Origin of the sequence: Streptomyces virginiae (assembly GCF_040638905.1) — a bacterium.
Taxonomy (GTDB): Bacteria; Actinomycetota; Actinomycetes; order Streptomycetales; family Streptomycetaceae; genus Streptomyces; species Streptomyces virginiae_B.
In genome coordinates, this window is record NZ_JBEZYV010000001.1 from 107,991 (window position 1) to 133,262 (window position 25,272).

Annotated in this window: 26 protein-coding genes and 1 pseudogene; 13 read left to right on the forward strand and 14 right to left on the reverse strand. The window is 72.7% G+C overall.

What is annotated here, in order from left to right:
- Window positions 1–162 precede the first annotated feature (162 nt).
- Both AB0F82_RS00610 and AB0F82_RS00615 read right to left on the reverse strand, forming a co-directional pair.
- Window positions 163–717, reverse strand: a complete 555-nt coding sequence (locus AB0F82_RS00610) for a GNAT family N-acetyltransferase (protein WP_362622203.1) — start codon at window positions 715–717, stop codon at window positions 163–165.
- Window positions 718–771: 54 nt separating this feature from the next.
- Complete coding sequence (locus AB0F82_RS00615) at window positions 772–1,038, reverse strand: DUF4235 domain-containing protein (RefSeq protein WP_362622205.1); 267 nt, start codon at window positions 1,036–1,038, stop codon at window positions 772–774.
- 177 nt (window positions 1,039–1,215) lie between these two features.
- On the opposite strand from AB0F82_RS00615, the gene AB0F82_RS00620 reads away from it, so the two are divergent.
- A complete protein-coding gene (locus tag AB0F82_RS00620; protein ID WP_362622207.1) occupies window positions 1,216–1,791 on the forward strand; it encodes a hemerythrin domain-containing protein in 576 nt (191 codons plus the stop codon).
- Between the two features lie 223 nt (window positions 1,792–2,014).
- On the opposite strand, the gene AB0F82_RS00625 is transcribed toward AB0F82_RS00620, so the two are convergent.
- Complete coding sequence (locus AB0F82_RS00625; RefSeq protein WP_362622209.1) at window positions 2,015–2,722, reverse strand: TetR/AcrR family transcriptional regulator; 708 nt, start codon at window positions 2,720–2,722, stop codon at window positions 2,015–2,017.
- Between the two features lie 113 nt (window positions 2,723–2,835).
- On the opposite strand from AB0F82_RS00625, the gene AB0F82_RS00630 reads away from it, so the two are divergent.
- The 5 genes from AB0F82_RS00630 to AB0F82_RS00650 all read left to right on the forward strand — a co-directional run bounded on the left by AB0F82_RS00630 (window position 2,836) and on the right by AB0F82_RS00650 (window position 8,437).
- Window positions 2,836–4,083, forward strand: coding sequence for a saccharopine dehydrogenase family protein (locus AB0F82_RS00630; protein WP_362622212.1), 1,248 nt, complete (start codon window positions 2,836–2,838; stop codon window positions 4,081–4,083).
- Between the two features lie 91 nt (window positions 4,084–4,174).
- On the forward strand, window positions 4,175–5,077 hold the full coding sequence (bla, locus tag AB0F82_RS00635) for a class A beta-lactamase (RefSeq protein WP_362622215.1): 903 nt from the start codon (window positions 4,175–4,177) through the stop codon (window positions 5,075–5,077).
- A gap of 213 nt (window positions 5,078–5,290) precedes the next feature.
- Window positions 5,291–6,070 (forward strand): DUF72 domain-containing protein, encoded by a 780-nt coding sequence (locus AB0F82_RS00640; protein ID WP_362622217.1) that lies wholly within the window; start codon window positions 5,291–5,293, stop codon window positions 6,068–6,070.
- A gap of 343 nt (window positions 6,071–6,413) precedes the next feature.
- A complete protein-coding gene (locus tag AB0F82_RS00645) occupies window positions 6,414–7,331 on the forward strand; it encodes a methyltransferase domain-containing protein (RefSeq protein ID WP_362622220.1) in 918 nt (305 codons plus the stop codon).
- Window positions 7,328–8,437 (forward strand): terpene synthase family protein, encoded by a 1,110-nt coding sequence (locus AB0F82_RS00650; RefSeq protein ID WP_362622223.1) that lies wholly within the window; start codon window positions 7,328–7,330, stop codon window positions 8,435–8,437. The genes AB0F82_RS00645 and AB0F82_RS00650 overlap by 4 nt, the downstream gene beginning before the upstream one ends.
- A 57-nt stretch (window positions 8,438–8,494) precedes the next feature.
- Here AB0F82_RS00650 and AB0F82_RS00655 read toward each other — a convergent pair whose 3' ends face one another.
- The 5 genes from AB0F82_RS00655 to AB0F82_RS00675 are packed head-to-tail and all read right to left on the reverse strand — an operon-like array spanning window position 8,495 to window position 12,831.
- Window positions 8,495–9,904: a cytochrome P450 gene (locus AB0F82_RS00655; protein WP_362622225.1), complete on the reverse strand. Its 1,410-nt coding sequence runs from the start codon at window positions 9,902–9,904 to the stop codon at window positions 8,495–8,497.
- Window positions 9,901–10,521: a GTP-binding protein gene (locus AB0F82_RS00660; protein ID WP_356811530.1), complete on the reverse strand. Its 621-nt coding sequence runs from the start codon at window positions 10,519–10,521 to the stop codon at window positions 9,901–9,903. Before AB0F82_RS00660 ends, AB0F82_RS00655 begins: the two co-directional genes overlap by 4 nt.
- Window positions 10,502–10,861 (reverse strand): DUF742 domain-containing protein, encoded by a 360-nt coding sequence (locus AB0F82_RS00665; RefSeq protein ID WP_356811529.1) that lies wholly within the window; start codon window positions 10,859–10,861, stop codon window positions 10,502–10,504. The genes AB0F82_RS00660 and AB0F82_RS00665 overlap by 20 nt, the downstream gene beginning before the upstream one ends.
- Window positions 10,858–11,262 carry a roadblock/LC7 domain-containing protein gene (locus AB0F82_RS00670; protein WP_356811528.1) on the reverse strand — a complete coding sequence of 135 codons (405 nt, stop codon included), beginning with the start codon at window positions 11,260–11,262 and terminating at the stop codon, window positions 10,858–10,860. The genes AB0F82_RS00665 and AB0F82_RS00670 overlap by 4 nt, the downstream gene beginning before the upstream one ends.
- A 6-nt stretch (window positions 11,263–11,268) precedes the next feature.
- On the reverse strand, window positions 11,269–12,831 hold the full coding sequence (locus AB0F82_RS00675; protein WP_362622229.1) for an ATP-binding protein: 1,563 nt from the start codon (window positions 12,829–12,831) through the stop codon (window positions 11,269–11,271).
- Between the two features lie 391 nt (window positions 12,832–13,222).
- Between AB0F82_RS00675 and AB0F82_RS00680 the strand changes: the two genes are divergently transcribed.
- Together AB0F82_RS00680 and AB0F82_RS00685 are read left to right on the forward strand one after the other, a co-directional pair.
- On the forward strand, window positions 13,223–13,528 hold the full coding sequence (locus tag AB0F82_RS00680) for a hypothetical protein (protein ID WP_362622231.1): 306 nt from the start codon (window positions 13,223–13,225) through the stop codon (window positions 13,526–13,528).
- Between the two features lie 82 nt (window positions 13,529–13,610).
- On the forward strand, window positions 13,611–13,940 hold the full coding sequence (locus AB0F82_RS00685) for a hypothetical protein (RefSeq protein ID WP_362622234.1): 330 nt from the start codon (window positions 13,611–13,613) through the stop codon (window positions 13,938–13,940).
- A 64-nt stretch (window positions 13,941–14,004) separates the two neighbouring features.
- Here AB0F82_RS00685 and AB0F82_RS00690 read toward each other — a convergent pair whose 3' ends face one another.
- Window positions 14,005–15,198, reverse strand: a complete 1,194-nt coding sequence (locus AB0F82_RS00690) for a glycoside hydrolase family 64 protein (RefSeq protein ID WP_356811524.1) — start codon at window positions 15,196–15,198, stop codon at window positions 14,005–14,007.
- 132 nt (window positions 15,199–15,330) lie between these two features.
- A complete protein-coding gene (locus AB0F82_RS00695) occupies window positions 15,331–16,524 on the reverse strand; it encodes a spore photoproduct lyase family protein (RefSeq protein ID WP_362622237.1) in 1,194 nt (397 codons plus the stop codon).
- A gap of 225 nt (window positions 16,525–16,749) precedes the next feature.
- Here AB0F82_RS00695 and AB0F82_RS00700 point away from each other — a divergent pair, with 225 nt between their 5' ends.
- Entirely contained in the window at window positions 16,750–16,959 is a 210-nt protein-coding gene (locus AB0F82_RS00700; protein WP_362623373.1) for a DUF2945 domain-containing protein, read from the forward strand.
- Between the two features lie 81 nt (window positions 16,960–17,040).
- On the opposite strand, the gene AB0F82_RS00705 is transcribed toward AB0F82_RS00700, so the two are convergent.
- The gene (locus AB0F82_RS00705; protein ID WP_362622240.1) at window positions 17,041–18,225 is read right to left on the reverse strand and encodes a zinc-dependent alcohol dehydrogenase; all 1,185 of its coding nucleotides are present in this window, start codon (window positions 18,223–18,225) and stop codon (window positions 17,041–17,043) included.
- 84 nt (window positions 18,226–18,309) lie between these two features.
- Window positions 18,310–18,789: an MSMEG_6728 family protein gene (locus tag AB0F82_RS00710; RefSeq protein WP_362622243.1), complete on the reverse strand. Its 480-nt coding sequence runs from the start codon at window positions 18,787–18,789 to the stop codon at window positions 18,310–18,312.
- A 371-nt stretch (window positions 18,790–19,160) separates the two neighbouring features.
- On the opposite strand from AB0F82_RS00710, the gene AB0F82_RS00715 reads away from it, so the two are divergent.
- Window positions 19,161–20,900: a SpoIIE family protein phosphatase gene (locus AB0F82_RS00715; RefSeq protein ID WP_362622245.1), complete on the forward strand. Its 1,740-nt coding sequence runs from the start codon at window positions 19,161–19,163 to the stop codon at window positions 20,898–20,900.
- Between the two features lie 52 nt (window positions 20,901–20,952).
- Window positions 20,953–21,970: pseudogene (locus AB0F82_RS00720) on the forward strand (amidase); the annotation flags it as partial.
- 13 nt (window positions 21,971–21,983) lie between these two features.
- Here the strand turns inward: AB0F82_RS00720 and AB0F82_RS00725 are convergent.
- Window positions 21,984–22,352 (reverse strand): hypothetical protein, encoded by a 369-nt coding sequence (locus tag AB0F82_RS00725; protein WP_362622248.1) that lies wholly within the window; start codon window positions 22,350–22,352, stop codon window positions 21,984–21,986.
- Window positions 22,353–22,715: 363 nt separating this feature from the next.
- Here AB0F82_RS00725 and AB0F82_RS00730 point away from each other — a divergent pair, with 363 nt between their 5' ends.
- Both AB0F82_RS00730 and AB0F82_RS00735 read left to right on the forward strand, forming a co-directional pair.
- Window positions 22,716–23,213 (forward strand): metallophosphoesterase family protein, encoded by a 498-nt coding sequence (locus AB0F82_RS00730; protein WP_362622250.1) that lies wholly within the window; start codon window positions 22,716–22,718, stop codon window positions 23,211–23,213.
- A gap of 124 nt (window positions 23,214–23,337) precedes the next feature.
- Window positions 23,338–24,477: a BTAD domain-containing putative transcriptional regulator gene (locus AB0F82_RS00735; RefSeq protein WP_362622253.1), complete on the forward strand. Its 1,140-nt coding sequence runs from the start codon at window positions 23,338–23,340 to the stop codon at window positions 24,475–24,477.
- Here the strand turns inward: AB0F82_RS00735 and AB0F82_RS00740 are convergent, their stop codons facing one another.
- On the reverse strand, window positions 24,478–25,131 hold the full coding sequence (locus AB0F82_RS00740) for a cutinase family protein (RefSeq protein ID WP_356811516.1): 654 nt from the start codon (window positions 25,129–25,131) through the stop codon (window positions 24,478–24,480).
- Window positions 25,132–25,272 lie beyond the last annotated feature (141 nt).

The window sequence follows — 25,272 nt, forward strand, 5'->3', positions numbered from 1 at the left end:
CAGTAGCCGAGCCTGATGCCGTGCTCGCCGTGCACCTCCGTCCCCGCGTCGCCGAACAGGGCGAAGTCCGATCAGCACTGCACTGCCGACCCGTTCCGCACGGGAGTGGGGCACGCCCGTTCGCACAGGGAGGCAGCCGACGCCATCCGGAGCGACGCGGATTCAGGGTCCGAGCGTCCCCCGGCGGACGGCCCGCACACCGAACCACTGTTCGGCGCCGTACTCCACGAAGCGCTCCCACTCGGTGAAGCCCAGCTTCGCCGCGAGGCGCATCGCGCGGTCGTTGGCGCTCTGGGTGCACAGCACCACGGGCTCGCCGGGAAGTACGCCGGCGAACCAGTCGAGGGCCGCCGCGCACGCCTCGGCGGCGTAGCCGCGTCCCCAGGCCCGTGGCAGGAACATGTAGCCGAGCTCGGTCTCCCCGCCGTCCGGCCGGACGTGTCCGGGACGTCCCGGGTCGCGCGGGTCGCGCGTGACCATGCCGATCATCGCTCCGTCGAGGTCGATCACGAAGAAGCCCGGACGCCGGCCGGGCACCTCGGGCACCGCACGCTCCAGCTCGGCACGCGGTCGCGAGCCGCCGACGTAGGTGCCCACCTCCGGCGAGGCGAACAGTTCGACGAACGCCGCACGGTCCCGGGCCTCGGACTCGCGCAGCACGAGCCGCTCGGTCCGTATCGGGGCGGTCGGCCAGGCCACTTGATCGAGTAAGTGCATGAACATGAACGTATCGCACCGTAGGCGCACGGTCGGGTCAGTGTCAGTGGGCCGTCAGTCGGGCCAGGTGCCGGTGAGGCGCCGGACGGCCATGGCCCCGCCCCGGTCGATGGACGCCTTGACCGCAGCGAAGACGGCGCCCTGCAGGATCGCGGCGATGAGGATCTCCCGCCACGAGCGGTCCTCGTCGGTGGCGTTCGGCGCGTCGTCCTCGTGGCCGAGCCTTTTCCACACTTGTTTGAACGCGGCGCCGGCCAGCGCGCCTCCGATGGCGCCGAGGGCCAGCCCCACGGGCTTGTACGCGACTGCCGAAGCCTTCATCGGTGCCTCCTCAAGACGGGTTCGCGTCCACTTCGCGTCCGCTTCCCCCCGGCGCCTGCCCGCTCCGGCGCGCGGCTAACGTTGGAGGCGGCCGTTAGCCCGGCGCGAGGCCGGGTAGACGCGCAAGCCGGCCGGCGGTCCGCGCCGGCGGCGATCCTCCACGAACGGAGTTGGGCCATGGCACACGCAGTCGACGTCATCACCGAACTGACCGCGGACCACCGTGAGATGGACGAGACGTTCGACATCATCGAGCGGGCCGTCCCGGCCGGGGAGCGGCAGACCGCGGCCGAGCGGCTGACGATCGAGCTGGTGCGGCACACCGTCACCGAGGAGGAGCACCTCTACCCGACGCTGCGGGAAGTGTTCCCGGACGGTGACCTCATCGCGGACCGGGAGATCGCCGAGCACGCCCGGATGGAGAAGATCCTCAAGGACCTCGAAGGGCTCGACGCCGACGGGCCGGAGTTCGATCCGCTCGTCGCGGCCCTCCGGGCCGAGGTCACCGCGCACGTCTGGGACGAGGAGGAGAACCTCTTCCCGCGCCTGCGGGAGGCCTGCGCACAGGAGTCCCTGGAACGGATGGGCGAGAACGTCCGCCGGGCGAAAACGCGAGCGCCCGTCCACCCCGCCATCCCGAGCACCGGTCTGGTGGACCACGCTCGCGCCCTGGTCACGACCCGCACCGGGCCCACCGAGCCGGCACCCGACACCGGCCCTGACGCTCCGTATCCCCACCACCACTGGGCATGAGCCGCCTCTTCCCCCGCCCGGTCAGCCGTACATCGCCACCCGCCCGAGCCGGGCCGGCCGGCCGGCCGGCCCGGGAACCGGCGGGCCGGCATCGAGGTGCCGGCAGCCACGGGGAAGCGGCCGGTCCAGTCCCGGGGCGCCGCGGCGACCGGTGGGCGGCCCCGGGTCTCGTGAAGGGCCGGGGTGGGGGGTGGGCAAGTGGTGGGGCCCCGGCCGCCCCGGCTCAGGCCCCGGAGTCCGCCAGCTGCCGCTCCGCCGTCTCCAGCAGCATCTCCAGCGCGACCGGGTAGGCGCTGTGCGGCATACGGGCGGACAGCAGCCCGGCGGTGGCCGCGATGTTCGGGTACGCGTCGGCCGGCAGGCGGGCGTATGTCGACTCCCACCGCTCCTCGTCCGACGCGCGGGCCTCTGCCGTCAGCGCGAGCGGGCCCGCGTCGAGCGCCGCGAAGGCCAGGCTCTGGTCGATGTAGGCGTGGTAGATCCGCACCGCGTCCTCGTCGCCGAAGCCCGCCCCGCGCAGGATGCCCAGGATCGCCTCGTCGGCCGCGATCTCGCGCGGCCTGCCGGTCACCCGGCTCGCGGTCAGCAGGGCGGCCTGCGGGTGGGCGAGGTAGGCGCCGTGGATGCGCAGGCCGAGGACGCGCAGGTCGTCGCGCCACCGGCCGGTCGGGGCCCAGCCGGCGAGCGCCCGGCCGATCAGCTCCTCGCCGATGGCGAGGGTGAGCCCGTCCATGCCCTCGAAGTACCGGTATAGGGTGCTGGGGTCCGCGCCGAGGGCGGCGCCGAGCCGCCGGGCGGACAGGCCCGCGCTGCCGTGCTCACGCACCATCCGCAGCGCCGTCTCGACGATCAGCCGCTCGGACAGCACCGTCCCCTGCCGGGTCGGCCGCCTCCGCCTGCGGGCTTCCTCCGGGACAACGTCCTTCGCCATGCCGCCCGCCTCCGTAACGTCCCGGTCTTATGCCAACACCATTGACCTTAACTCGGAGCGCCCGGTTCCATCAGGCCCCTGAGGCGCACGCCTCGCTGGGAAAGGACCAAGACATGCGTGTTCTGCTTGTGGGGGCCGGCGGTGTCGGGAGCGCGATCACCAAGATCGCCGCCCGTCGTGCCTTCTTCGACCGCTTCGTCGTCGCCGACTACGACCTGGCCCGCGCGCAGACCGCGGTCGCCGCCCTGAGCACCGGCGATCAGAGGTTCGGCGCCTGCCGCGTCGACGCGTCCGACGAGGCCGCGGTGAGCGCGCTGCTCATCGAGCACGGGTGCGACGTACTGATGAACGCCACCGACCCGCGCTTCGTGATGCCCCTGTTCAACGCCGCGCTGGCGGCGGGCAGCCACTACGTCGACATGGCCATGTCCCTCTCCCGCCCGCACCCGGACCGCCCGCACGCCGAGTGCGGGGTGAAGCTCGGTGACGAGCAGTTCGCACGCGCTCCGGAATGGGAGAAGTCGGGCCGCCTCGCACTCGTCGGCATGGGCGTCGAGCCCGGCCTCTCGGACGTCTTCGCCCGCTACGCGGCCGACGAACTCTTCGACGACATCGAGGAGATCGGTATCCGCGACGGCGCGAACCTGACCGTCGAAGGCTACGACTTCGCTCCGTCCTTCAACATCTGGACGACGATCGAGGAGTGCCTGAACCCTCCGGTGGTGTACGAGAGCGAGCGCGGCTGGTTCACCACCGAGCCGTTCAGCGAGCCGGAGGTCTTCGACTTCCCCGAGGGCATCGGGCCGGTGGAGTGCGTCAACGTCGAACACGAGGAGGTCCTCCTGCTCCCGCGCTGGGTCGGCGCCCGCCGGGTGACGTTCAAGTACGGCCTCGGTGACGACTTCATCGGCAAGCTCAAGGCCCTGCACGCGCTGGGCCTGGACTCCACCGCCCGCGTCCCGGTCCGCGGCGAGGACGGCGCCGCGGTCCGCGTCTCACCGCGCGACGTGGTCGCCGCCTGCCTGCCCGACCCGGCGACGCTCGGGGACCGGATGACGGGCAAGACCTGCGCCGGCACCTGGGTCAAGGGCACCAAGGACGGCCGGCCGCGCGAGGTGTACCTCTACCACGTGGTCGACAACCGGTGGTCGATGCGCGAGTACGGCTCCCAGGCCGTCGTATGGCAGACCGCCGTCAACCCGGTGGTGGCGCTCGAACTCCTCGCGACCGGCGCGTGGTCCGGGGCCGGCGTCCTGGGTCCCGAGGCCCTGCCGCCACTGCCGTTCCTCGACCTGCTGACGGCGTACGGCTCGCCCTGGGCGGTACGCGAACAGGGCCCCGCCCCCGATCCGACCCACTGACCCCGCCCGCTCCTCCCGCCGGACGCAACCGGATTGATCATTTTCGGCGTCTTTGTGACCACGCGACCGTCAAAGGGAGAGGAGAGGCGACGTGGAGCAGACCCGTCGTGCCGTACTGACTCTGGGAGCGGGAGTGGCGCTGGGCGCCGCACTGCCGGCGGGCGCGGCCCGTGCGGCGGCGCCCGGCGGGGGCGGTGAGGCCGTCCGGCGGCTGCGCGCGCTGGAGCGCGAGTACGGCGCGCGGGTGGGGGCGTACGCGCGGGACACGAGGACGGGCAGGACGGTGCTGTACCGCGCCGACGAACTGTTCCCCATGTGCTCGGTGTTCAAGGCGCCGGCTGCGGCGGCCGTGATGCGGGACCTGGACCGCGACGGCGAGTTCCTCGCCCGGCGGATCCACTACACGCAGAGCGAGGTCACCACCGCGGGCGGCGGCTCGGTGACCGAGCTGCCGAAGAACATCGCCCATGGGCTGACGGTGGCCGAGCTGTGCTCGGCCGCCATCGCCCAGAGCGACAACTGCGCCGCGAACCTGCTGCTGCGCGAGCTGGGCGGACCCACGGCGATCACCCGCTTCTGCCGTTCCGTCGGGGACCGTACGACGCGGCTCGACCGCTGGGAGCCCGAGCTGAACTCGGCCGAGCCGTCGCGGGTGACCGACACGACCAGCCCCCGGGCCATCGCACACACGTACGGGCGCCTCGTGCTCGGCGACGCGCTCGTCCCGCGGCACCGGGAGCTCCTGACGCGGTGGCTGGTGTCCAACACGACGAGCGGCGACCGGTTCCGCGCCGGGCTGCCCCGCGACTGGGTGATCGGTGACAAGACGGGCGCCGGGTCGTACGGAACCAACAACAACGTGGGCATCGCCTGGCCCCCCGGGCGGCCGCCCGTGGAGCTGGCCGTGCTGACCACCAAGCCGGATGCGACCGCGCCGCGCGAGAACGCACTGGTCGCCCGGGCGGCCGGAGTGCTGGCGACGGCGCTCACCTGACGGGCACGGGGCGTCCGCCGACGGCGGCCGACGCCCCGACCCGCGGCCGCTTCCGTGGCTTCTGCGGCCCGGACCGGCGTCGCGGTCGGCCGCGGCCGCCTCGGCCCTCGCGCTCGCGTTCATCTGCACCCCCCGGGGGGCGTCGGTGCAGTCGTACGTGCCTCTCCCAGAGGGCGGAGGTGTGCCGGACCCCGCTGCGGGCAGGTGGATGGCATGACCGTGTACGTCGGCACCTCCGGGTGGCAGTACCGCGACTGGGCGGGCGTGCTCTATCCGCCCGGCCGGCCACAGCGCCTGTGGCTGGAGGAATACACCGGTCATTTCCGCACCGTGGAGAGCAACGCCGCCTTCTACCGGCTGCCGTCACCCGAGACGTTCGCCCAGTGGCGCGCCCGCACGCCGCCCGGTTTCGTCATGGCCGTCAAAGCCAGCCGCTTCCTGACGCACATCAAACGCCTGAGCGAGCCCGCCGAGCCGGTGCACCGGCTCATGGCGCACGCGGCGGGCCTGGGCGACCGGCTCGGACCGGTCCTGCTCCAGCTGCCGCCGACCCTGCGGGCGGACCCGGCCGCGCTGGACGCGTGCCTGGCCTGCTTCCCGGCCGGGACGCGCGTCGCCGTCGAACCCCGGCACGAGTCCTGGTGGACGGAGGGGGTGCGCTCGCTCCTGACCGACCGCGGCGCGGCCCTGTGCTGGGCCGACCGCGGTTCGCGGCCCGTGACACCGCTGTGGCGCACCGCGGACTGGGGGTACGTACGGTTCCACGAGGGCCGTGCCCGGCCGGCTCCCCGCTACGGCCGGACGGCCCTGCACACCTGGGCGGCCCGGATCGCGGACACCTGGCCGACGGACGCGGACGTCTTCGCGTACTTCAACAACGACCCGGGCGGGGCGGCCGTGGCCGACGCCCGGGCGTTCATCCGGCTGGTGCCGTCCGCGGCAGGGGGGCCGTCCCAGGCGCAGGAGCCGTCCCAGGCGCACGCCGGAGCATGACGTCGAGGTTCCCGGTGACGTGTGCGAGGAAGTCGCGGAGCCGGAGGTGTTCCGCGGGGGCGCGCGAGCTGCGCGTCGGGGAGAGCACCGCACACCCCTGACGCAGATCGCCGACGCCCACACGGCGTCCACCGCCGGCCACGTCAGGGGCTAGCTCGTGATCACCGTCAACCGGCCCACAACCCACTGATCTTGCCGGTACCGTGCTGCTCCAGCGGGCTGACGCGGCGCCTCGGGAGTGCCAGGATGGTCCGTGCTTCAACAGTGTGCCCTTCGGGACGCTACGAGAGCGGCGCCGGCGTGTCCCGGGGACGGCCCTACCCCACGAAAGGGCGGACACCCCATGCGCGTTATACCCTTCGTATGGCCCTTAGGCAGCAGCCGGAGCTCGGCCGCGGACGACGCGGTGCGGCTCTACTACAGCCGCAAGACACAGGAGATCCTGCACAAGTACGGTCCGGGCCCACGCGTCCACTTCCACGTGGGGCTGTATCCGGACGGCCCACCGGACACCACCGTCGCCCAGAACACCCTGAAGCGGAGCCTGTTCGACGGGCAGGAGCGGATAGTCGACCACGCGGCCCGTTCCTGGGGCGCCTACGAGGCGCCTCCCCGGCGGCTGCTCGACATCGGCTGCGGCCTGGGCGGAACCTCGCTCTACTGGGCGCAGCAGCACGGTGCGTCGGTCACCAGTCTCACCGTCGCACCGGAACACCTCCCGATCGTGCGGCACTTCGCCCGTCGCGCCGGGGTCGCGGAGCGCGTGGAGCCCGTACTGGCGGACGTCCACGACCTGGACGAGACCCGCGCGTACGACGCCGTCTACGCCAACGAGAGCAGCGGATACACCGACCGCGCAAGGCTGTTCGAGGTCGTCGCCAAGGCCCTGGTACCCGGTGGCTGGTTCGGGATCCAGGAGCACTTCGTGGGCGCGTCGCAGTGGCGGGAGTTCATGGACGGCTACTACAGAACGCGGCTGGGCCGGCGCACCGAGTACCTGGCCGCGGCCGAGGCGGCCGGCTTCGAGCTGGTACAGGACGAGGACGTGACGGACTCGGTGGCGGAGTTCTGGGTGCAGTCCATGGCGTGGAACACCGCCGAACTCGACCGGCTGAGAGCCGGCTCCGGCGCCGAACCCGGAGCCTGGACCGCCGACCGGCTCGAACAGTCGACGATCGCGCACAGCAAGTTCTTCCGGCTGTGGCGCGACCACGCGGTCGAGACGCGGCTCCTGCGCTTCCGGATCGGCGGCGGCCGATGACCGCGCCGCCACGGCCCTCGCGCCTCGGTACGGACCTGCCGCCCTTCTACTGCCCCCTGCCGCGCGACCTCGTCCACCCCGACGCGAAGGAGGTGGAGGCCCGGGCGGTCGAGTGGCTCGACGCCTTCGGCGTGTACCCCGATCCGGTCGAGCGCGCCTGGGGGCTCGCCACCCACAGCGCCGACTTCTCGTGCCGCATCATCCCCGACGGGGACACGGAAGCGGTCCTGCTGTTCACCGAGTGGAACTACTGGGCCAACGCCGTCGACGACTGGCAGGATTCCGGTTCCGCCGAGGTGGGGACGGCGGCCGTCGTCGAACACGGGGTACGGCTGCTGCGGACCATCGAGGACCCCGGGGCGTCCCTGCTGCCCGAGGGGCCCATGACCCGCGCACTGCTGGACCTGGTCGGCCGCACCCACGCCCTGCTCACCCCCTACGAGCTGCGCAGGTTCGTCGAGGGGACACGGGACTGGCTGCTCGGGGCGGCCTGGCGCGCCGCCCGGGCGGAGGAGGACTCGATGCCGGGGCTGAACGACTTCGTCGCGATGGGGCCGCTCGCGAACGGCACGCGGTTCTCCCTGACCTGGTCGGACGTCGCCCGCCGGGACCGGCTGCCGGCGGACGTCCTCTGCTCCCCCGCCCTGACGGCACTGACGGACGCGGCCGGTTTCGTCGTCAGCGCGGACAACGACCTGTTCTCCTACGACAAGGACGACCACCTGGAACCGCGCGAGGTGAACCTCGTCAACGTCCTCGCCCATCAGGAGGGCTGTTCGCCGGCCGAGGCGGTACCGCTCGCCGTGGCGCTGCGGGACCGGGTGATGGTCCTCTTCCTCGGGCTGCGGGCACGCCTGGAGCACGACGCGGGCCATGACGCGGACCACGAACTGCGTCGCCACCTGGCGGCGTTGACCCACTACGTCGCCGGCTCCATCACGTGGCAGACCCGTGCGCCCCGGTACGCCAGCCCGCGCAACCGGTACCAGCTGCCCGTCGGCGACGCCGTGTTCACGGTCCGGTTCGCCGACGGTCCGAGCGTCACCGGGACCGAGCCGCCGGACCTGCCGGCCCTGGCGGCCTGGTGGCGGCACCTCCGCGACTGAGCGGCGAACGGAGGGCCCCGGCCGGTGCGGCCGGGGCCCTCGGTGGGCGAGGCGGGCTCAGCGGCGGCCGAACAGCCGGCGCCACCAGCTGACACCACGGCGCCTGCGGCCGCCGGCGACGGCGACCGCGGGCGGCGCCGTCGGCTGCGGCGGGATCACCGGGTGGACGGGGTGCCCGGCCGGCTGCTCCACCGGGAGCTGCGGGGCCGGGGTCGCCCCCGTGCGCGGGGCGAACCGGACCGGCAGGGACAGCAGGTGACGTGACATCAGGGTTCCCCGCCACTGCAGTTCGCTCGCGTCGACCGCCAGCTGGAGGTCGGGCAGCCGGTCCAGCAGGACCTCGATGCCGGTGTCCGCGATGGCGCGCCCGATGTCCTGGCCCGGGCACTCGTGCGGGCCGCTGCTGAAGGCCAAATGGGAGCGGTTGCCGTGGACGGACGCGGCCGGATCGGGCCGGATCTGCGGATCGGCGTTGCCCGCGGCCAGGCCGAGCAGGACCATGTCCCCGGCCTTCACCTGCTGGCCGCCGAGCACGGTGTCCCCGGTGGCCCAGCGTCCGATGATCGTGTTGATCGGCGGGTCGTCCCAGAGGACCTGCTCCAGGGCGTCCGGCAAGGTCATGTGGCCGCCGGAGAGGCTCGCCCGGAACCGCGGGTCGGTCAGTACGGTGCGCAGCGTGTTGGCGATCAGGTTGGCGGTGGTCTCGTAGGCCGCGATCAGCACGACGCGCAGATGCATGAGCACTTCGGTGTCGGTGAGGTCCGCCGGGTGCTCGATCAGCCAGGAGGCGAGGTCGCGGGCCGGCTTGGCCTTGCGCTCCACGACCAGGTTCTCCAGCGTGGTGGTGACGTAGCGGTCGCTCTGGAGGGCCGTCTCCGTGCCCTGGAGCATGTCGCGCGCCGCGTTGACCAGCAGTGGTCCGTGTTCGTCGGGCGCCCCGATGAGCTGCGTCATGACCAGCATGGGCAGCTGGTCGGAGAAGGCGGACACCAGGTCGGCGTACCCCTCGGCCGCGATCTGGTCGACGAGCTGGTTGGCGAAGCGCGTCACGTAGCGGCGGATGCCGCGCTTGTCGAAGCGTTCCAGGGACTCCACCACGGCCCCGCGCAGCCGCTCGTGGACGGGGCCGTCGGTGAAGTTGCACACCGGCACCCAGGAGACCATGGGGCCGAGCGGGGTGTCGGCCGGCACCCGGCCCTCTCTCAGGTCGCGCCAGCCCCGGGGGTCGCGGGCGAAGCGCGACGGCGTGCGGGCGACGTCCAGGTTCTCCCGGTGGCCGAGGACCAGCCACGCCGGGAGGTCCCCGCTCACCAGGACCGGGGCCACCGGACCGTGGTCGGCCCGCAGCTTTTCGTACAGGGCGAGGGGGTCCGCCTGGGCTTCCGCTCCGTGCAGGCGGTACAGGCCGCCCGCGGTCGCCGCGGCGTGGGCGGGGCACTCGGGCGGTGGGGTGGGGGTGGTGCTCACATTGCCTCCTGGGTGGCTGCCTGGGAGTGCAGGTAGCGCATGAGGGTCAGCAGTACGTCGCGGGACGATTCCCGCCTTCTGGCGTCACAGACGAGGATCGGAACGGCGGGCGGCAGGTCGAGGGCCTCGCGCAGTTCCTCCAGCGGATGCTCGGGCGCGCCGGGGAAGGAGTTGACGGCCACGACGAAGGGGACGCCGCGCTCCTCCAGCCGTCCGATCACGTCGAAGCTGATTTCCAGCCGACGGGTGTCGAGGAGTACGACGGCTCCGAGCGCGCCTTCGAACAGCCCGCGCCACAGGAACCAGAAGCGCTCCTGGCCGGGTGTCCCGAACAGGTACAGCACGAGTTCGTCGTTGATGCTGATGCGGCCGAAGTCCATGGCCACGGTGGTGGTGATCTTGCGGGCGACGCCCCAGGTGTCGTCGATGCCGACGCCGGCCCTGGTCATCGTCTCCTCTGTGGTCAGCGGCTTGATCTCGCTGACCGCACCGACCATCGTCGTCTTGCCCACGCCGAAGCCGCCGACGATGACGACCTTCACGGCCGCCGCGGCCGTCTGCGGCAGTATGTCCGCCTCGCGCGGCCCGGCGGGCGGGTCAGAGCTTCTGAAGTCCATCGATCACTGCCTCGATCAGAGCAAGGTCGGGTAGCTGCGCGGCGGGAATGGGCGGGCGGACGTGCACGCGTTGGGCGGCCATCAGGTCTCCGACCAGCACGGTGACGACACTCACGGGCAGGCCCACGTACGCGGCGATCTCGGCCACCGACAGCGGTGACCGGCACATCCGCAGGATGGCGGCCTGCTCGGGTTGCGTCTCGGGCTGGGGAGGCCCTTTGGCCACCACTAAGGTCACGAGGTCGAGCCGGACGGAGGTGGAGGGTCCGCTGCGTCCGCCGGTGATGACGTAGAGCCGTTCGGGACTGCTCTCCTCCCAGCTTGCGGGCGGCTCTTTCACGCGGGCTGCCCGTCATGCCGCGGCGGGCTGCTCAGGTGGTCCCCCATTCGGGTCACCAGGTTGCGCATCTGCGCGCCCATCAGGCCCGCGTCGACACCTTCGTCGGCGAGGACCGCGAGGTAGGAGCCGTCTCCGGCGGCCATCAGGTAGAAGAACCCGCCGTCCATCTCGATCACGACCAGCCGCATTCTGCCCTCGGAGTCGGGCAGTTCGGCGGCGACCGCTCCGGCGAGGCTCTGCAGGCCCGCGCAGGCGGCCGCCAGGCGGTCCGCCGTGTCCGTCTCGGCCCCGTACTGCGCCACGCAGAGCCCGTCCGCGGACAGTACGATCACGTGCCGCGTCTGCGGCACTCCGGCGGCCAGGTCCTTGAGCATCCAGTCCATGCTGCTTCGCTGAGTCATCACTGCTTACGCCCCTTTGGTCGCTGAACCCGACGAGTCCTGGGCGCCCGGTGCGTCCTGGCCGGGCTCACCGGCCAGTCCGCTGTGGAACGCCTCCAGCCACATTCCGGGGCCGTTGTCGTCCGCCGGCTGCGGCCTCGGGGCCGGCCGGACGTCGGAGGTGGTGACGCGGTCCTTCCGGCGCCGCTGCGGCAGACCGGTCGCGGTACGTTCGGAGGCCGGCCCGTCGCTGACCGGCATCGGGCCGGGCATCGGCCCGGACATCGGCCCGGGCATCGGCCCCGGAGCCGGAGCCGGCCGGGGCACGGACACGCCCGCCGACGTCGCGTCGACGGGGTGCTCACGCGGTGTCGCGGACACCGCCCTGGGCCCCGAGGAGGAGCCGATGCCGTGGGCGAGGCCCGTCGCCGCGGACGCGGTGGTGATCAGGTGCTGCGGCACGACGACCACGGCGCGGACGCCGCCGTACGCGGAGGAGCGCAGCGACACCTGGAACCCGTACGCCTGCGCCAGCCGGCCGACCACCGCCAGACCCAGCCGCGGCGTCTCGCCCAGGTCGTTGAGGTCGATGCCGGACTGTGCCTGCGCAAGCATCTTCTCGGCGCGCGCCCGGGCCTCCTCGCTCATGCTGAGGCCGCCGTCCTCGATCTCCACGGCGATGCCCGACTGCACCTCGACGGCGGTGAGGTGGACCCGGGTGTGCGGCGGGGAGTAGCGGGTGGCGTTGTCCAGCAGCTCCGCGAGGGTGTGGATCAGCGGTTCGACGACCGGGCCGACGACCGCGACCTCCGTGACCGAGTGGAGTTCCACGCGCTGGTAGTCGATGATCCGCGACATCCCTCCGCGCATCACGCTGTACAGGGTGACGGCCCTGCTCCACTGCCGGCCGGGGCGCGCCCCGCCGAGGACCGAGATGGAGTCGGCGAGCCTGCCGATGAGGGCGGTGCCGTGGTCGAGCCGCAGGAGGTCGCCGAACACATCCGGATTGCGGCCGTGCCGGTCCTCCATCTCGCGCATCTCGTGGGCCTGTTGGTGGACGATCGCCTGCACGCGGCGGGCGACGTTCACGAAGGCCCGCTGCGCCGAGTCGCGCAGGCTCTCCTCGTTGTCGACGGCGTCGATGACGTGGGCCAGTACGGCCTGGAGGGCGCCCCTGAAGCGGGGGGTGAGGGCGGCGTCGTCGCCCCAGCGGTTGCCGTGTCCGGCGCGGCCGCCCAGGGAGGTGAGCACCTCCTCGGCCACCTCGCCCCGGCGCAGTCGCTCGATGGCCTCGGGGAGCACGGCGGCGGACAGCCGGATCGCCTCGGTCTCCTGGCGGGCCAGGGTGTGCTGGAGTGCGGCGATCCGGGCGCTGCGGGCGGCGAGCGCGCGGCCGCGCCGTAAGGCTTCCACGAACACCGCGGCGGCGCACAGGGCGCCGGCGGCGATCAGGATGGTGCCGACCGGCTCGGAGGAGGAAACAAGCGCCCCGGCCAGGCAGACGGCGGCCAGGGACGCGATCGCGGGCAGCGCCCGGCTTGCTCCCACCTCCGGGCGGGCCGTTTCGGGTGGAATGTCTCTTTGCTCCATCGGCGTCCTCGAATTATCGGAAAAGGGTTACCTTCTGACCGGTGGGCGGGAGCATAACTAGGCCCAACTGCCCGCATGGGCCCTTTCGTTGTAGTTCATCGGACCGAAGGAACCGTTATGCGCCATCTCCGGCAACGATTTTCGGCCGCCGCGCCGGGCGGTCCTCCGCGGCGGGCGGCGTAAGGGGAGGTCGACGGCCCGTCGGCGCCTCGGCGGCACGGGTCTCCACCCCCGGAGCCCCGCCGGCACCGGCCGCACCGCTCGGTCGCGAAGTGGCGCACCGCTCGGAAATGCGCTAACGGCCCAGGCCGGGTGCGGCGCCGGAGGAGTCACCGCTTCGAGTGGTCAGGCACCCGGCCGGGCCGCGTCACCGCGGGGGGCCGCGAGGCCGGTGAGCAGGACGTCGAGGGCGAGGTCGGTCGCCTCGGACAGCGGGGTGTCCTCCCTGCGGGTGCTGGCCGTCTCGCCCGGCCCGGTCCGTACCGAGTTCTTCGACGTCGTCGGCAGTCAGGACGCCGCCGTCGGGCGGATGGCCACTCCCGAGCAGGTGGTCACGGCGACCCGCCGGGCGCTGGAGCGCGACAGGACGCCGCCCAGCATCGTCGTCGGCATGGGCAACCGGCTCTCCGCGACCGCGTCCACGCCGGCTCCGCGCCGCCTGGCCCTGACGGTGGCGGGGCGGGCCCTCAAGGCGTGAGGGGGCGGTCCGACTCGTCCGGGCGGGCCGCCTGCCGCACACTGGTGGGGTCCGGAGGCCCGGTGTGCGGAGGAGGTGCGGCATGGTCATCAGTCACCACATCGCCGATGGGACGCTGCACGTGCGGATCCTGCACGAGCTGAGCGTCACCGACCGGGCGGCGGCCGCCCTGGAGATCGAATCCCTCGTCCACGCGCACCGCCCCGAGCGGGTCACGGTCGAACTGCCGAGCCGCTCGCCCTCCCCCATGACCTTCAGCGCACTGGCCCGCGCCCAGCGCATGTGCCAGAGCCTCGGGGTCCCGCTCACCGCGACGGCCCCCGGCGGGCGGGCCCCCCTCTTCCCCTCCGGCCCCGGGGCCGGCGCGCCCCGCCCCCAGTGGCTGGAACACGGGGCACGCCACAACCACTGAAGACGGAAGGTGGCGCCGGGACGGAAGGGGCGGACCGGCTCCGCACGTGTCGGCAGGTCGGTTCCTAGTTGAACGGTTCCAGCGTCATGAAGGCCTCCTGCGGGTCGGCTTCGTGGACCAGTGACTCGTGGGCGCCCACGTCGTCGAAGGCGAAGCCGTAGGCCTTGCCGTCCGCCATCTGGGCGTGGATGAGGCGGGAGTAGTGGTTCGTGACGGCGTCGCGGTAGAAGCCGGCGCCGCCGGCGTCGGGCTGGTTCGGGTTGGTCAGGAGCGTCGAGCGGTTGAAGCCCGCGCACAGGGTGCGGGAGATCGGGCCGCGGACGGTGTCGTTGGGGGCGTCCAGGAGCTTGTAGCAGCCGAAGACGCTGTCGGAGTCGGGCTTCTGGAAGCTGGTGACCACCGCCCCCGAACCGTTGGTGAAGTTCATGGCGTTGCCCGAGACCCGGCCGTAGTACTTGGTGTTCGGTTGGTTCGCGAACGGCGTCACCGTGAGGGTGGAGGAGCTGTACTTGTTCCAGACGCGGTTGATGTAGTCGTCCATCGCGCCGGCCGGGATTCCGCCCGCCTCGATGCCGTGGCCGGGCGAGAGCGCGCGCAGGGGGGTGCCGTCCGGGCGGTTCTGGATCAGGCCGCCCCAGCCGGCCGAACGCAGCCCGCCGAAAACGGCGTTGTAGCCGCCGGCTTTGAGGTGGCCGGTGTTCTTGACCGTGCCGCCCGGCGCCTTCGCGCCCACCGCGTACGGGGCGGAGAACATGTCGACCTGGGTGCTGTTGATCCACAGGCCGCCGTCGTTGAGCGTGTACTCCGACCAGTTGAACAGGATGTCGTGGTTGGGGTCCGAGGGGTTCTGCACGGCGGGCTGCACCAGGCCGCCGCTGGTGAGCTTGAAGACGAGCTTCTGCCCGATCGAGAAGTAGACGCGTCCGGAGAACTTGGGCATCCGGATCGTCTTGGTCTGCCCGTTGGCCGGGCCGGCGATCGCCGCGTCGGGGGCGGGGGTGGGCGGATTGCCCCCGGCGGGCCAGGGGTGGAACGCTCCGTTCGCGTCGGCCCAGCCCTGCCGGCCCGTCGCGAGCAGGGTGCCGAGGTTGTAGATGTAGACGGGTTCGTTGCGACCGGAGTTGTTCTTGATGGTGAGCGGGATGGTCGCCGGTACGGCCTCGGCGGACGGCGGCGGACCGAACAACAGCACACCGGCGCCGACGGACAGCGCCGAGATGCCGAACGCCAGCGCTTTCGACAAGCGGGACACTCTCATCCTCCTTGCGTGGGGGGACCTGCCGAGGGGGGATATGGGCGAGGGCAGGGATCGATATATTGAAGCGTGAGAGCGCTCTCAGCGTCCGATTGTGTTCAACTTCTGTCAATACTCTTGACACAACATCAGCGGTCAGAAGGCGTACCGGATCCGGAGCCAGGGCGCGTGGGCGGCGACGAGGGCGCGCATCGTCGCGACGGCCTCGGCCTTCACCTCACCCCGGTAGCGGACGTTCCAACTGCCGTTCTCCGAGCGCTTCGGCTGCTGGATGCCGGGCCGCCACAGGACGTCCTCCGCGCGCGGGTGCCAGCCCAGGTTGAGGTCGTGCAGGTCCTCGTTGTGCGTCAGCATGATCACTTCGGCGGCGGCCTGGTCCTTCACCCGGGCGGGCAGCACGTCGTCCATCTGCCGCAGCAGGAGGGCCCAGTCCCGCTCCCAGTCCGGGCGCAGGACGACGGGCGAGAGGTTGAAGTGGACCTCGTAGCCCGCGTCCAGGAAGTCCCCGGCCGCGGCGATGCGGCCCTCCACCGGGCTGGTGCGGATGTCGAGCAGCTTGGAGTCGCTCTGCGGCATGAGGGAGAACCGCACGCGGGTACGGCCGCGGGGGTCCAGGAGGAGCAGGTCGGGGTTGACGAACTTGGTGGCGAAGGACGCCTTGGCGGTCGGCCACCGCGCGAAGGCACCCACCAGGTCGGCCACGTTGTCGCTGATCAGGGCGTCGACCGAGCAGTCGCTGTTCTCGCCGATGTCGTAGACCCATGCGGTCGGATCGCACTGGTTGGCCTCGGGCTTGGGGCCGAGGCGCGCGACGTGCCGGGAGAGGTGGGCGATGGTGCGCTCGATGTTGGTGAAGACGGTGATCGGGTTGGCGTACCCCTTGCGGCGCGGGACGTAGCAGTAGGCGCAGGCCATGGCGCAGCCGTTGGCGGGCCCGGGTGCGATCCAGTCCGCGGAGCGGCCGTTCGGCCGGGTGCTGAGCGTCTTCTTCTCCCCCAGGACCAGGGTCTCGGTCTTGATGCGGACCCAGCGGTCGACGTTCCCCTCGTTGCCGTGGAGGTCGGGGATCCGCCAGTGCGAGGCGACGAGGACGATCTCCGCGTCGGGGTAGCGGGCGAGGACCTGTCTGCCGCGCGGGGAGGCCGCGGCCGCGGGCTCGGCGTAGATCGCCCGTACGGACAGCAGCCGGCGCGCGGTCGGGGAGTCCCGGAACAGCGGGCCGGTGTCGGCCTGCGCGCGGGACGCCTGCCCCGTGTCGATGTCCTCCGGGCCGAACAGGGCGTCTTGCGCACCGTCGTCGGGTCGGCCGCCGGGCGGGTGGGCTCGCATGTACGTCTCCTGCTGGATCAGGGACCGTCCACTGTAGGCCCAGCAGGTGCGTGGCGCGTGCGCCTGGCCCAGGCTGGGACGCGGACGGCGAGTGCGGCCGCGCCGCCGGACGGCGGCCGGCCGGCCGGAACAGAAGGGAAGGCCGTGGACTCCAAGGGCGACAGGGGCACCAGGAGCGGTAGGGGCGGTACGGGCGGCGGGGGCGGCAAGGACGCGGAGAAGAACCTGAGCCGGGGCGACGAGGTCTCCTGGAGGAGCCGCGGCAACGAGGTGACGGGAAAGGTGAAGAAGAAGATCACGGAGCGCACGCGTGCGGCGGGCCGCACCGTCGACGCCTCGGAGGAGGAGCCGCAGTACGAGGTGGAGAGCGACGCGTCCGGCCGGTCGGCCGTGCACAAGCCGGACGCCCTGCGCAAGAAGGGCCGCTCCGGCTGACGACCGGATGGAGCGGCAGCGGTCGGCGCGGTCAGGGTGTGAAGAGGACCCTGACGTCAGGGTGTGAAGAGGACCTTGACGTCAGGGTGTGAAGAGGACCTTGACGGCGCCGTCCGCCTTCTTGCTGAACATCTCGTACGCGTCCGGCGCCTCTTCGAGCGGCAGCCGGTGGGTGGCGAAGTCCTCCACGCCCAGCGGATCGTCGTCGGTGAGCAGCGGGAGGATGTCGTCGACCCAGCGCCGTACGTTGGCCTGCCCCATGCGCAGCGTGAGCTGCTTGTCGAACATGGTCAGCAGTGGCATCGGATCGGCGGCGCCGCCGTACACCCCCGACACGGAGACCGTGCCGCCGCGGCGTACGAGGTCGATCGCGGTGTGGAGCGCAGCGAGCCGGTCGATTCCGACGCGTTTCATCAGGGCTCCGGCGAGGGCGTCCGGCAGGAGCGTGGTCGCGCCCTGCACGGCCGCGGCGACGCGGCTGCCGTGGGCTTCCATCCCCACGGCGTCGATCACGGCGTCGGGACCCCGGCCGCCGGTGAGCTCGCGGACGGCGTCCGCGAGCTCGTCGCCGCCCTGCCGGACGTCCAGGGCCCGGACGCCGCGCCCGCGGGCCCGGTCCAGTCGCTCCGGGACCAGGTCGACGCCGATGACCGTGTCGGCGCCCCGGTGGGCGGCGATGCGGCAGCTCATGTCGCCGATCGGTCCCAGGCCCAGTACGGCGACGCTGCCGCCCGGCGGTACGTCCGCGTACTCGACGGCCTGCCAGGCGGTCGGCAGCACGTCCGACAGGTACACGAACCGTTCGTCGGACGGCCCCTCCGGGACCTTGATGGGGAGGGCGTTGCCGAAGGGCACCCGCAGGTACTCGGCCTGGCCGCCCGGCACCTGGCCGTAGAGCTTGGTGTAGCCGAAGAGGGCGGCGCCGCTGCCGTGCTCGTGGACCTGTGTCGTCTCGCACTGGGAGTGGAGTCCGCGTGCGCACATGTGGCACGACCCGCACGAGATGTTGAAGGGGACGACGACCCGGTCCCCCGGCTTCAGGGCGGTGACCTCCGGCCCCACCTCCTGGACGACGCCCATCGGTTCGTGGCCGAGGATGTCACCGGCGTCGAGGAAGGCGCCGAGGACCTCGTACAGGTGCAGATCGGATCCGCACAAGCCGGTCGTCGTGATCTTGACGATGATGTCGTCGCCGTCGCGGATCGTGGGATCGGGCACCGTGTCGACGCGTACGTCCCGCTTGCCCTGCCAGGTCAGAGCCCTCATGACGCCTCCTTCTCGCCCCCCGAGGATTTCTCCGTACACCTGGCGCGTGCCCGCATCCGTCCGAGGGAACCGGGCGCGGCGCGGTCACCGCGCCCGCCCCGGCGTGCGGTCGGAGGCGGGCCAGACGTACGGCAGGTCGTCCGCGACCTCGGGGAAGTGCGGGCGGTAGAAGTCCGGATCCTTGCGGACCAGCGCGGACTGGTGGCTCCGGTGGAAGTCCGGGGCACCGAGCCACGGCGGGAGGTCGCCGTCGGCGGCCAACTGCTGCTGGGTCCTCGGCTCCGCGCCCGGCAGCCAGGCCCGGAAGTCCTGGACCAGGGTGACGGCGCAGGTGTCGGCGCGCCCCTCGGCCGTCCAGGTCCCGCAGACGTCCAGCCCGTACCGGACGAGCGCCTCCTCGTAGCCGGTCCACATGCGAACGGCCGGATGCCTGCGCCATCCGTAGTCCGGGACGATCAGGCCGCGCAGTACCTGGAGGGCCTCGACGCGCTGTTTCCCGAGCCGCCGGGTGTCGAGCACGGCCGCCGAGGCCCGGAACGACGGGAAGGGGAGGAAGGTCTGCAAGGGTCTCCTCCTCGTCTCCGTGTGCCCGGTCGTCGAGGGCCCCGTCGGCCGCGCGGCCTTGCTTGTGGCTCGGGGGCGTAGGGGTCTCCCCGTCGCGGTGGTACGCGGTCAGTGCGTCGCGTACGGGTGCCTCGACTGGTCCATGGCGTGCGCCTGCCCTTCGGAGGACCACCGAAACCGCGTCCGAAACCCGCCCGCCACCGCCTCCCGCAGCAGGCGGTGCCGCGCCTCGGCGCGGGCACGTCAGGGCGTGTCAGGGCGTGTCAGGGCACGTCACGGCACGTCGGGCCGGACCCGGCATGATCGGCGGGACACCTCTACGATGGGAGGTATCGAGGCTGCAGGTGCAACCCGGTAGGAGAGGAAACGGGTTGAATCGGTTCGCCCGGCTCGCCACACGGCTTCTGGCGGTACCGCTGGGGCTCGTCTGGCTGGAGCCCGCAGCAGAGGCCGCGGGCGCGGTCCCCGAGTGCTGGCCGACCGGGACGGGGCCCGACCCTGCGGTACTGGCGTACTGCCGGCGGGTCGCCGGGGACGGGCGGCCCCGCTTCCTGTCCCATGCCGGTGACGACGACGGCGCGCCCTTCGCGTTCGGCGGCGTCCCCCTCGTCGGGGGTTCCGGTGAGCTGCTGGGCGTCCTCGCGGTCGCGGACCGCGCCCCCCGGGCGTGGAGCGAGGACGACGTACGGGACCTGTCGGACCTCGCCGCCGCGTGCAGCGCGCAGATGCGGATGCGGACGCGCTCCGAGACCGTCCGCCAGGCCCGCGAGGCGGCGGAGGACGCGGCGCACGCGGCGGCCGGGGAGGCGACCCGCGTGCACGAACTCCTCAACCGGTCCGAGTTGCTCCTGCGGGCGTCCGAGGACCTCGCCGACACCAGCGGCCTGGAGGACGTCCGCCAGCGGGTCGGGGACCTGGTCAGCGGGGACCTCAAGCCGGCCCGCATCGATCTGGTCCTGGTGCGGCAGGGCATCCTCCACCACGTCCTGAGTCCCGTCGACGGCGACTTCGCCACGCCCGGCGGGGCCGGCGTCGCCGGCACCGGAGCCTTCCCCCTGGGTTCGGACTGGCCGGTCGCACGCGCGGTGCGGGAGAACCGGATGATCGTGGTCCGTACGCCGCCGGAGAGCGACGGGGCCGACACCGCTCCCGGCCGCCGCCCCCTGGCCACCCCGGCGTTCGACACCCTGGACCACGGCACCGCCGCCTGCCTGCCCCTGCGCGGCACGCACGGCACCCTCGGGGCGCTGGTCCTGGGCTGGGACGCCCCGCACGGGATCGGCGTGGACGAGCGGGCGGTCCTGACCACGCTCGCCGGTTACACGGCCCAGGCGGTCGAGCGCGCCCTGCACCTCGACGAACGGGTCACCGTCGCCCGGCAGTTGCAGCGTGCCATGCTCACCGAACTCCCCGACGTACCCGGCCTGGAGCTGTCGGCCCTGTACCGGCCGGCCGCGCAGGACGACATGGTGGGCGGTGACTGGTACGACACCTATCCCCTGCCGGTGGCACCGGGTACGAAAGCGGCGGGCGCCGTGGCGCTGACGGTCGGCGACATCACCGGGCACGACACGCGGGCCGCCTCCCTCATGGGCCAGGTACGCAGCATGCTGCGCCAGGCCGATCACGACCATCCGGGCGACGGCCCGGAACAGGCGCTCGGCGCGCTCGAACGGGCCTGCCGCCGGCTGCACCTCCCGGCCAGCGGCACCGCCCTCCACGCCCATCTCATTCCGATGGGCGACGGCCACTGGCAGCTGAGGTGGAGCAACGCGGGCCACCCCGCCCCGCTCCTGGTCACCGCGGACGGCGCCGTGGAGAGCCTCACGAAACACGACGTGCTGCTGCACCACGCCCTGGAGCCGGGTCCCCGCACCTGCGACAGCCGTTCCCTGGCCCCGGGCACCACCCTGCTGCTGTACACCGACGGGCTGGTGGAGGAGCCGGGCGGGGACATCGAGGACAACGTCGACCGGCTCGCCCACCGGCTCGCCGCCGCTCCCCCGGACGTTCCGCTGGACGGTCTGCTGCGGTCCCTCATGGACGCCGTCGCTCCCCGGGACGCCCGTGACGACGCGGTCCTGTTCGCGGTACGCGTGTGCGCTCCCTGACCCGGCCGCCCCGGCGGGCTTCGGGGTCCGGACACCGCGTGCGGCCTTCCCGGCGTTCGGCACGGTCGCCGCACGGCTCTCCGCGGCCGGCGCGGTGTTCGTCGGCAAGACCCACACCCACGAGTTCGCCTACGGCCTGACCACCCCTCAGACCGGCAACGCCTGGGACCGGAGCCGGGTGGCCGGCGGATCGATCCGGGTGCATGCCGCCCTGAACGGGGTCGTCGGCCAGAAGCCCACGTACGGGCTGGTGCCCCGGCACGGCGTGACCTCGCTGTCCTGGTCGCTCGACCACGTCGGGCCCATCACCCGCACCGTGGAGGACGCCGCGCGGGTCCTGGCCGCCTTCGTCGGCCACGACCCGCGCGACCCGGCGTCCGTCGCGCCGCCGCCCGGCGACTACCGGCCGGGCCCCGGCACGCACCTGACGGGGCTTCGGTTCGGTGTGCCGCGCAACTACTACTTCGACCACGTCCACCCGGACGTCGAAGCCGCGGTACGGGGCGCGATCGCCCGGCTGGAGGCCCTCAGCGCACGGCTCGTCGACGTCGAGATCCCAATGACGCGCTACATCCGGGCGACCCAGTGGGGGCTTATGGTGCCCGAGGCACCGGCGTACCACGAGCGGACGCTGCGGGCGGTGCCCGACCTCTACTCGGCGGACGTAAGGGTCCTGCTGGAGGAGGGCGAGCTGATGACCCGGCGACTACCTGCGTGCTCAGCGGGCGCGGACGCTCGTACGGCAGGCGTGGCTGGAGACGACGGACATCGGCGCGGTCGACGTGATCGCCGCGCCCACCGTGCCGATGACGGCCGTCGACGCCGGGCAGACCACCGTGACCTGGGGCGACGGCACAGTGGAGAGCGCCTCCGACGCCTACGTACGACTGTCGGCCCCCGCCAACGTCACGGGCGTCCCGTCGCTGACCGTCCCGGTCGGCCTGGACCCGCAGAGCCTGCCGATCGGCATGCAGCTCATGGGGAGGCCCTTCGGCGAGGCGGCGGTGCTGCGCGCGGGGCACGCGTACGAGCGGACGGGCACCGCCCGCGACCTGGCACCGGCGGCGTAGTACCGGGGTCGCCTCAGGCGAGCTCGATGGTGATGATGCCGTACACCACGAAGGCGGCGGCCGGGAGCACGATCAGTGCGAGCCGAACGGCCGAGAGCCGGAGGGCGAGCGTACGCGAACGCTCGGTGCCGGCCCGCGAGAGCAGGACCGCCGTCCCGGCCAGCGACGAGACCAGCAGGAGGGCGGACAGGAACAACGCCATGGCCATGGGCGAGGTGGGCTCGGTGGCGGGGCCGTAGTCCTCCGTGATCCCGGGCAGCAGCGCGCCTGCGGCGCACAGCACGAGGCCCGTAATGAGCGTGGCCAGGACATCGAAGGAAAGGACGACGGCCCAGCCGGCGGACAGCCGGCGGCACGGGCGCGGCCTCTGCTTCACCGGCATGCGTTTCTCCTTGGGGTGGGGCGGGCCGCACGGGGGCGCGGGGCGGTCGACGGCCGCCCAGCGCCCTCACGACGAGAAGAAGGCGCCCCAGGCGCCGAGAGCGCCCGTCGCCGGGACGGCCGACAGCACGACCCGCGCGGCCGCAGTCATCCTCATCGCGCTCCTGTCGCCCGGGTCGGGACGACGCCGGTGGTGGGAAGCAACGTAACCCCCTGACCGGGCGGTTCGCCCAGGCGGAAACGGACAAGGGGTGACACAATCGCCCCCCGTGATGCAATTCACGCCATGGCCGGGATCCGCCCTCACCGTACGGGGCGGTGTGCCGGGAGCCGTGCGCCGGAAAGTGGCGGCTACCGTGGGCCCATGAGGCTGCTGCTGACCTCGGACACGCACGTGCCCTCGCGGGCCAAGCGCCTTCCCGAGGACCTGTTGACGGCCGTCGGCGAGGTCGACGTCGTGATCCACGCCGGGGACTGGACCGACGAGGCCACCCTCGACGTACTGGAGTCGAGGTCGCGGCGCCTGATCGCCGTGTACGGCAACAACGACGGGCCCGCCCTGCGCCGCAGACTGCCCGAGGTCGCCCGCGCGGAAATCGGCGGCCTGCGCTTCGCCGTCGTCCACGAGACCGGACCGGCCGCCGGACGCGAACGGCGGTGCGCCGCGCTCTTCCCCGACACGGACGTCCTGGTGTTCGGCCACAGCCACATCCCCTGGGACTCCACCGCCCCGGGCGGGCTCCGCCTGCTCAACCCCGGCTCCCCCACCGACCGCCGCCGCCAGCCCCACCACACCTACCTGACCCTCACCGCCGAGGACGGCGCCCTGTGCGATGTCGTCCTCCACCGACTGCCCGTGTGAGGCCTCGATAGGGATGCCGGGCCCGCATGTCACTCCGGATCCTTCCGGATGCCCTGCCCCCTGTTCTCCTGACTAGCTTGTCGGCGCCCGTCAGACCGACCAGTCCGGAGCCCGGGGAGCCGCGATGCCGACGACCGCCACCGATGACCGCCGCCCGACCGGCACCGTGCTGGGGCCCCTCGAACGCCGGGTGCTGTCCGCGGTCGGCTGCGGGCTGCGGGACGAGGAGATCGCCGCCGCCCTCGCCCTCCCCGAGGACGCCGTGGCCGCACACCTCGCGCGGATCCTCACCAAACTCGGACTGCGCGACCGCGCCGCCGCCATCGTCCACGCCTTCGACTGCGGCCTGGTCGCCCCCGGACGTGGCCCCCGCACCCGCCCGCCGGACCCGGTGCCGCGGAGCGCCGCCGGTCGGCCGGCCGGCCGGCGGATACGGATCTGTCTGCTCGGGCCGCTGCGGGCGACGCAGCACGGTCGCCCCCTCGACCTGGGACACCTCCGCCAGCAGGCCGTACTCGCGGCGCTGGCCCTGGGCGCGGGGCGGATCCTCAGCCGGGACGAACTGCTGGACGACGTATGGGGGATGGAGCCGCCGGCGGCGAACGTGGTGCCGGTGTACGTCTACCGGTTGCGCAAGGCCCTGCGGAGCGGCAACGGCTCGGACCACGACGGCCCGGACTCGGTCATCGAGCACACCCGGCACGGCTACCGGCTGGTCGCCGGCGCGGTGGACGTGGACGTGGCGCGCATGGAGGAACTGGTCGCCGACATCGGCAGGGCCGATCGGGCGGGCGAACCGGCCGAGGCGGTCCGCCTGTGCGCGCAGGCGCTGGAGCTGTTCCGCGGGGAGCTCCTGGCCGGCCTGCCCGGACCGCTCGCCGAGCTGGAACGGATGCGGCTCGGCGAGCGCCGGACCGCCATCGTGCAGCGGAAGTTGGAGGCGCAACTGCGGCTGGGCCAGGAGTCGGAGGCGATCGCCGAGCTGTTCGCCCTGTCCTCGGCGGACCCCCTGAACGAGCAGCTGGCCGCGATGCTGATGCGGGCGCTGTACCGGGCCGGCCGGCAGGCCGACGCCCTGACCGTGTTCGATCGCGCCCGCCGCCGGCTCGCCGACGACCTGGGGGTCGCGCCGAGCCGGATGCTGCGGCGGACCCGACAGATGATCCTGCGCGGTGACGACGACGGCCCCGGCCCCACCCCGCCGGGCGGTCGGAAGCCGCCGACGCGGCCGCCGCCGACGACGCGGCCGACGCGCCTCGTGTGACTACGCCGGATACCAGGCGCCGTTGTACCAGACCTCGTTGGCACTGTCGTTGTGGTGATCCATGTTGAAGTCGGCGGGGTAGTTCTTGACGTGGTTCTCCGGGTAGGTCCAGATGCCCGCGGACTCGTCGCAGACGTAGTCCCAGTGGCAGATCGTCTTGACCGGCACGTTGCCGAAGAACTTGTCGGCGCCGGCGAGCGGGGCGCCGACGAAGCCTCCGAACGGCACGGCTCCGCCGTTGGCACCGGGAGGGCCCTGGCGCTTGGGGTCGGAGATGAGGACGGCGTTGACGTTGTCGAAGGTCTGCCAGTTCTCGGTGACCCAGATGTGCACCACCGCGGCGCCCAGGGAGTACCCGCCCATCTTGACGTGCTGGCCGGGGCACGCGGCACGCTGGTCGCGGACCAGCCGGTTCAGCTCGTTGACGCCCGCGCGGGCGCTCGCGCCGTTGGGGATCTGGGTGGGGTACCCGACGTGCTGCTGGATGTTGCCGTAGAAGCCGTCGTTGTTCCACGAACTGCCCGTGCCGCCGACGACGATCGTGTAGGTACCCTCGCACGGAGCCGCGGCCTGCGCCGTGGGCGCCTGTACCACTGAGATTCCGGCTGTCAGAAGAAGTCCGGCCGACGCCGCCGCCATCCTTCGTGCTCGCATGTCGATCCTCCCCAAGTAGTCGGCCCGCGCGTCCGCTTCCCGGTGCGTACGCGGTCGGCCGAGGTCACCGGACGACAGTGGCAGCGGCCGATGACATCCCGATGAAACCCGTGCCATCGGCATTTCATCGCTGCCTCCTAC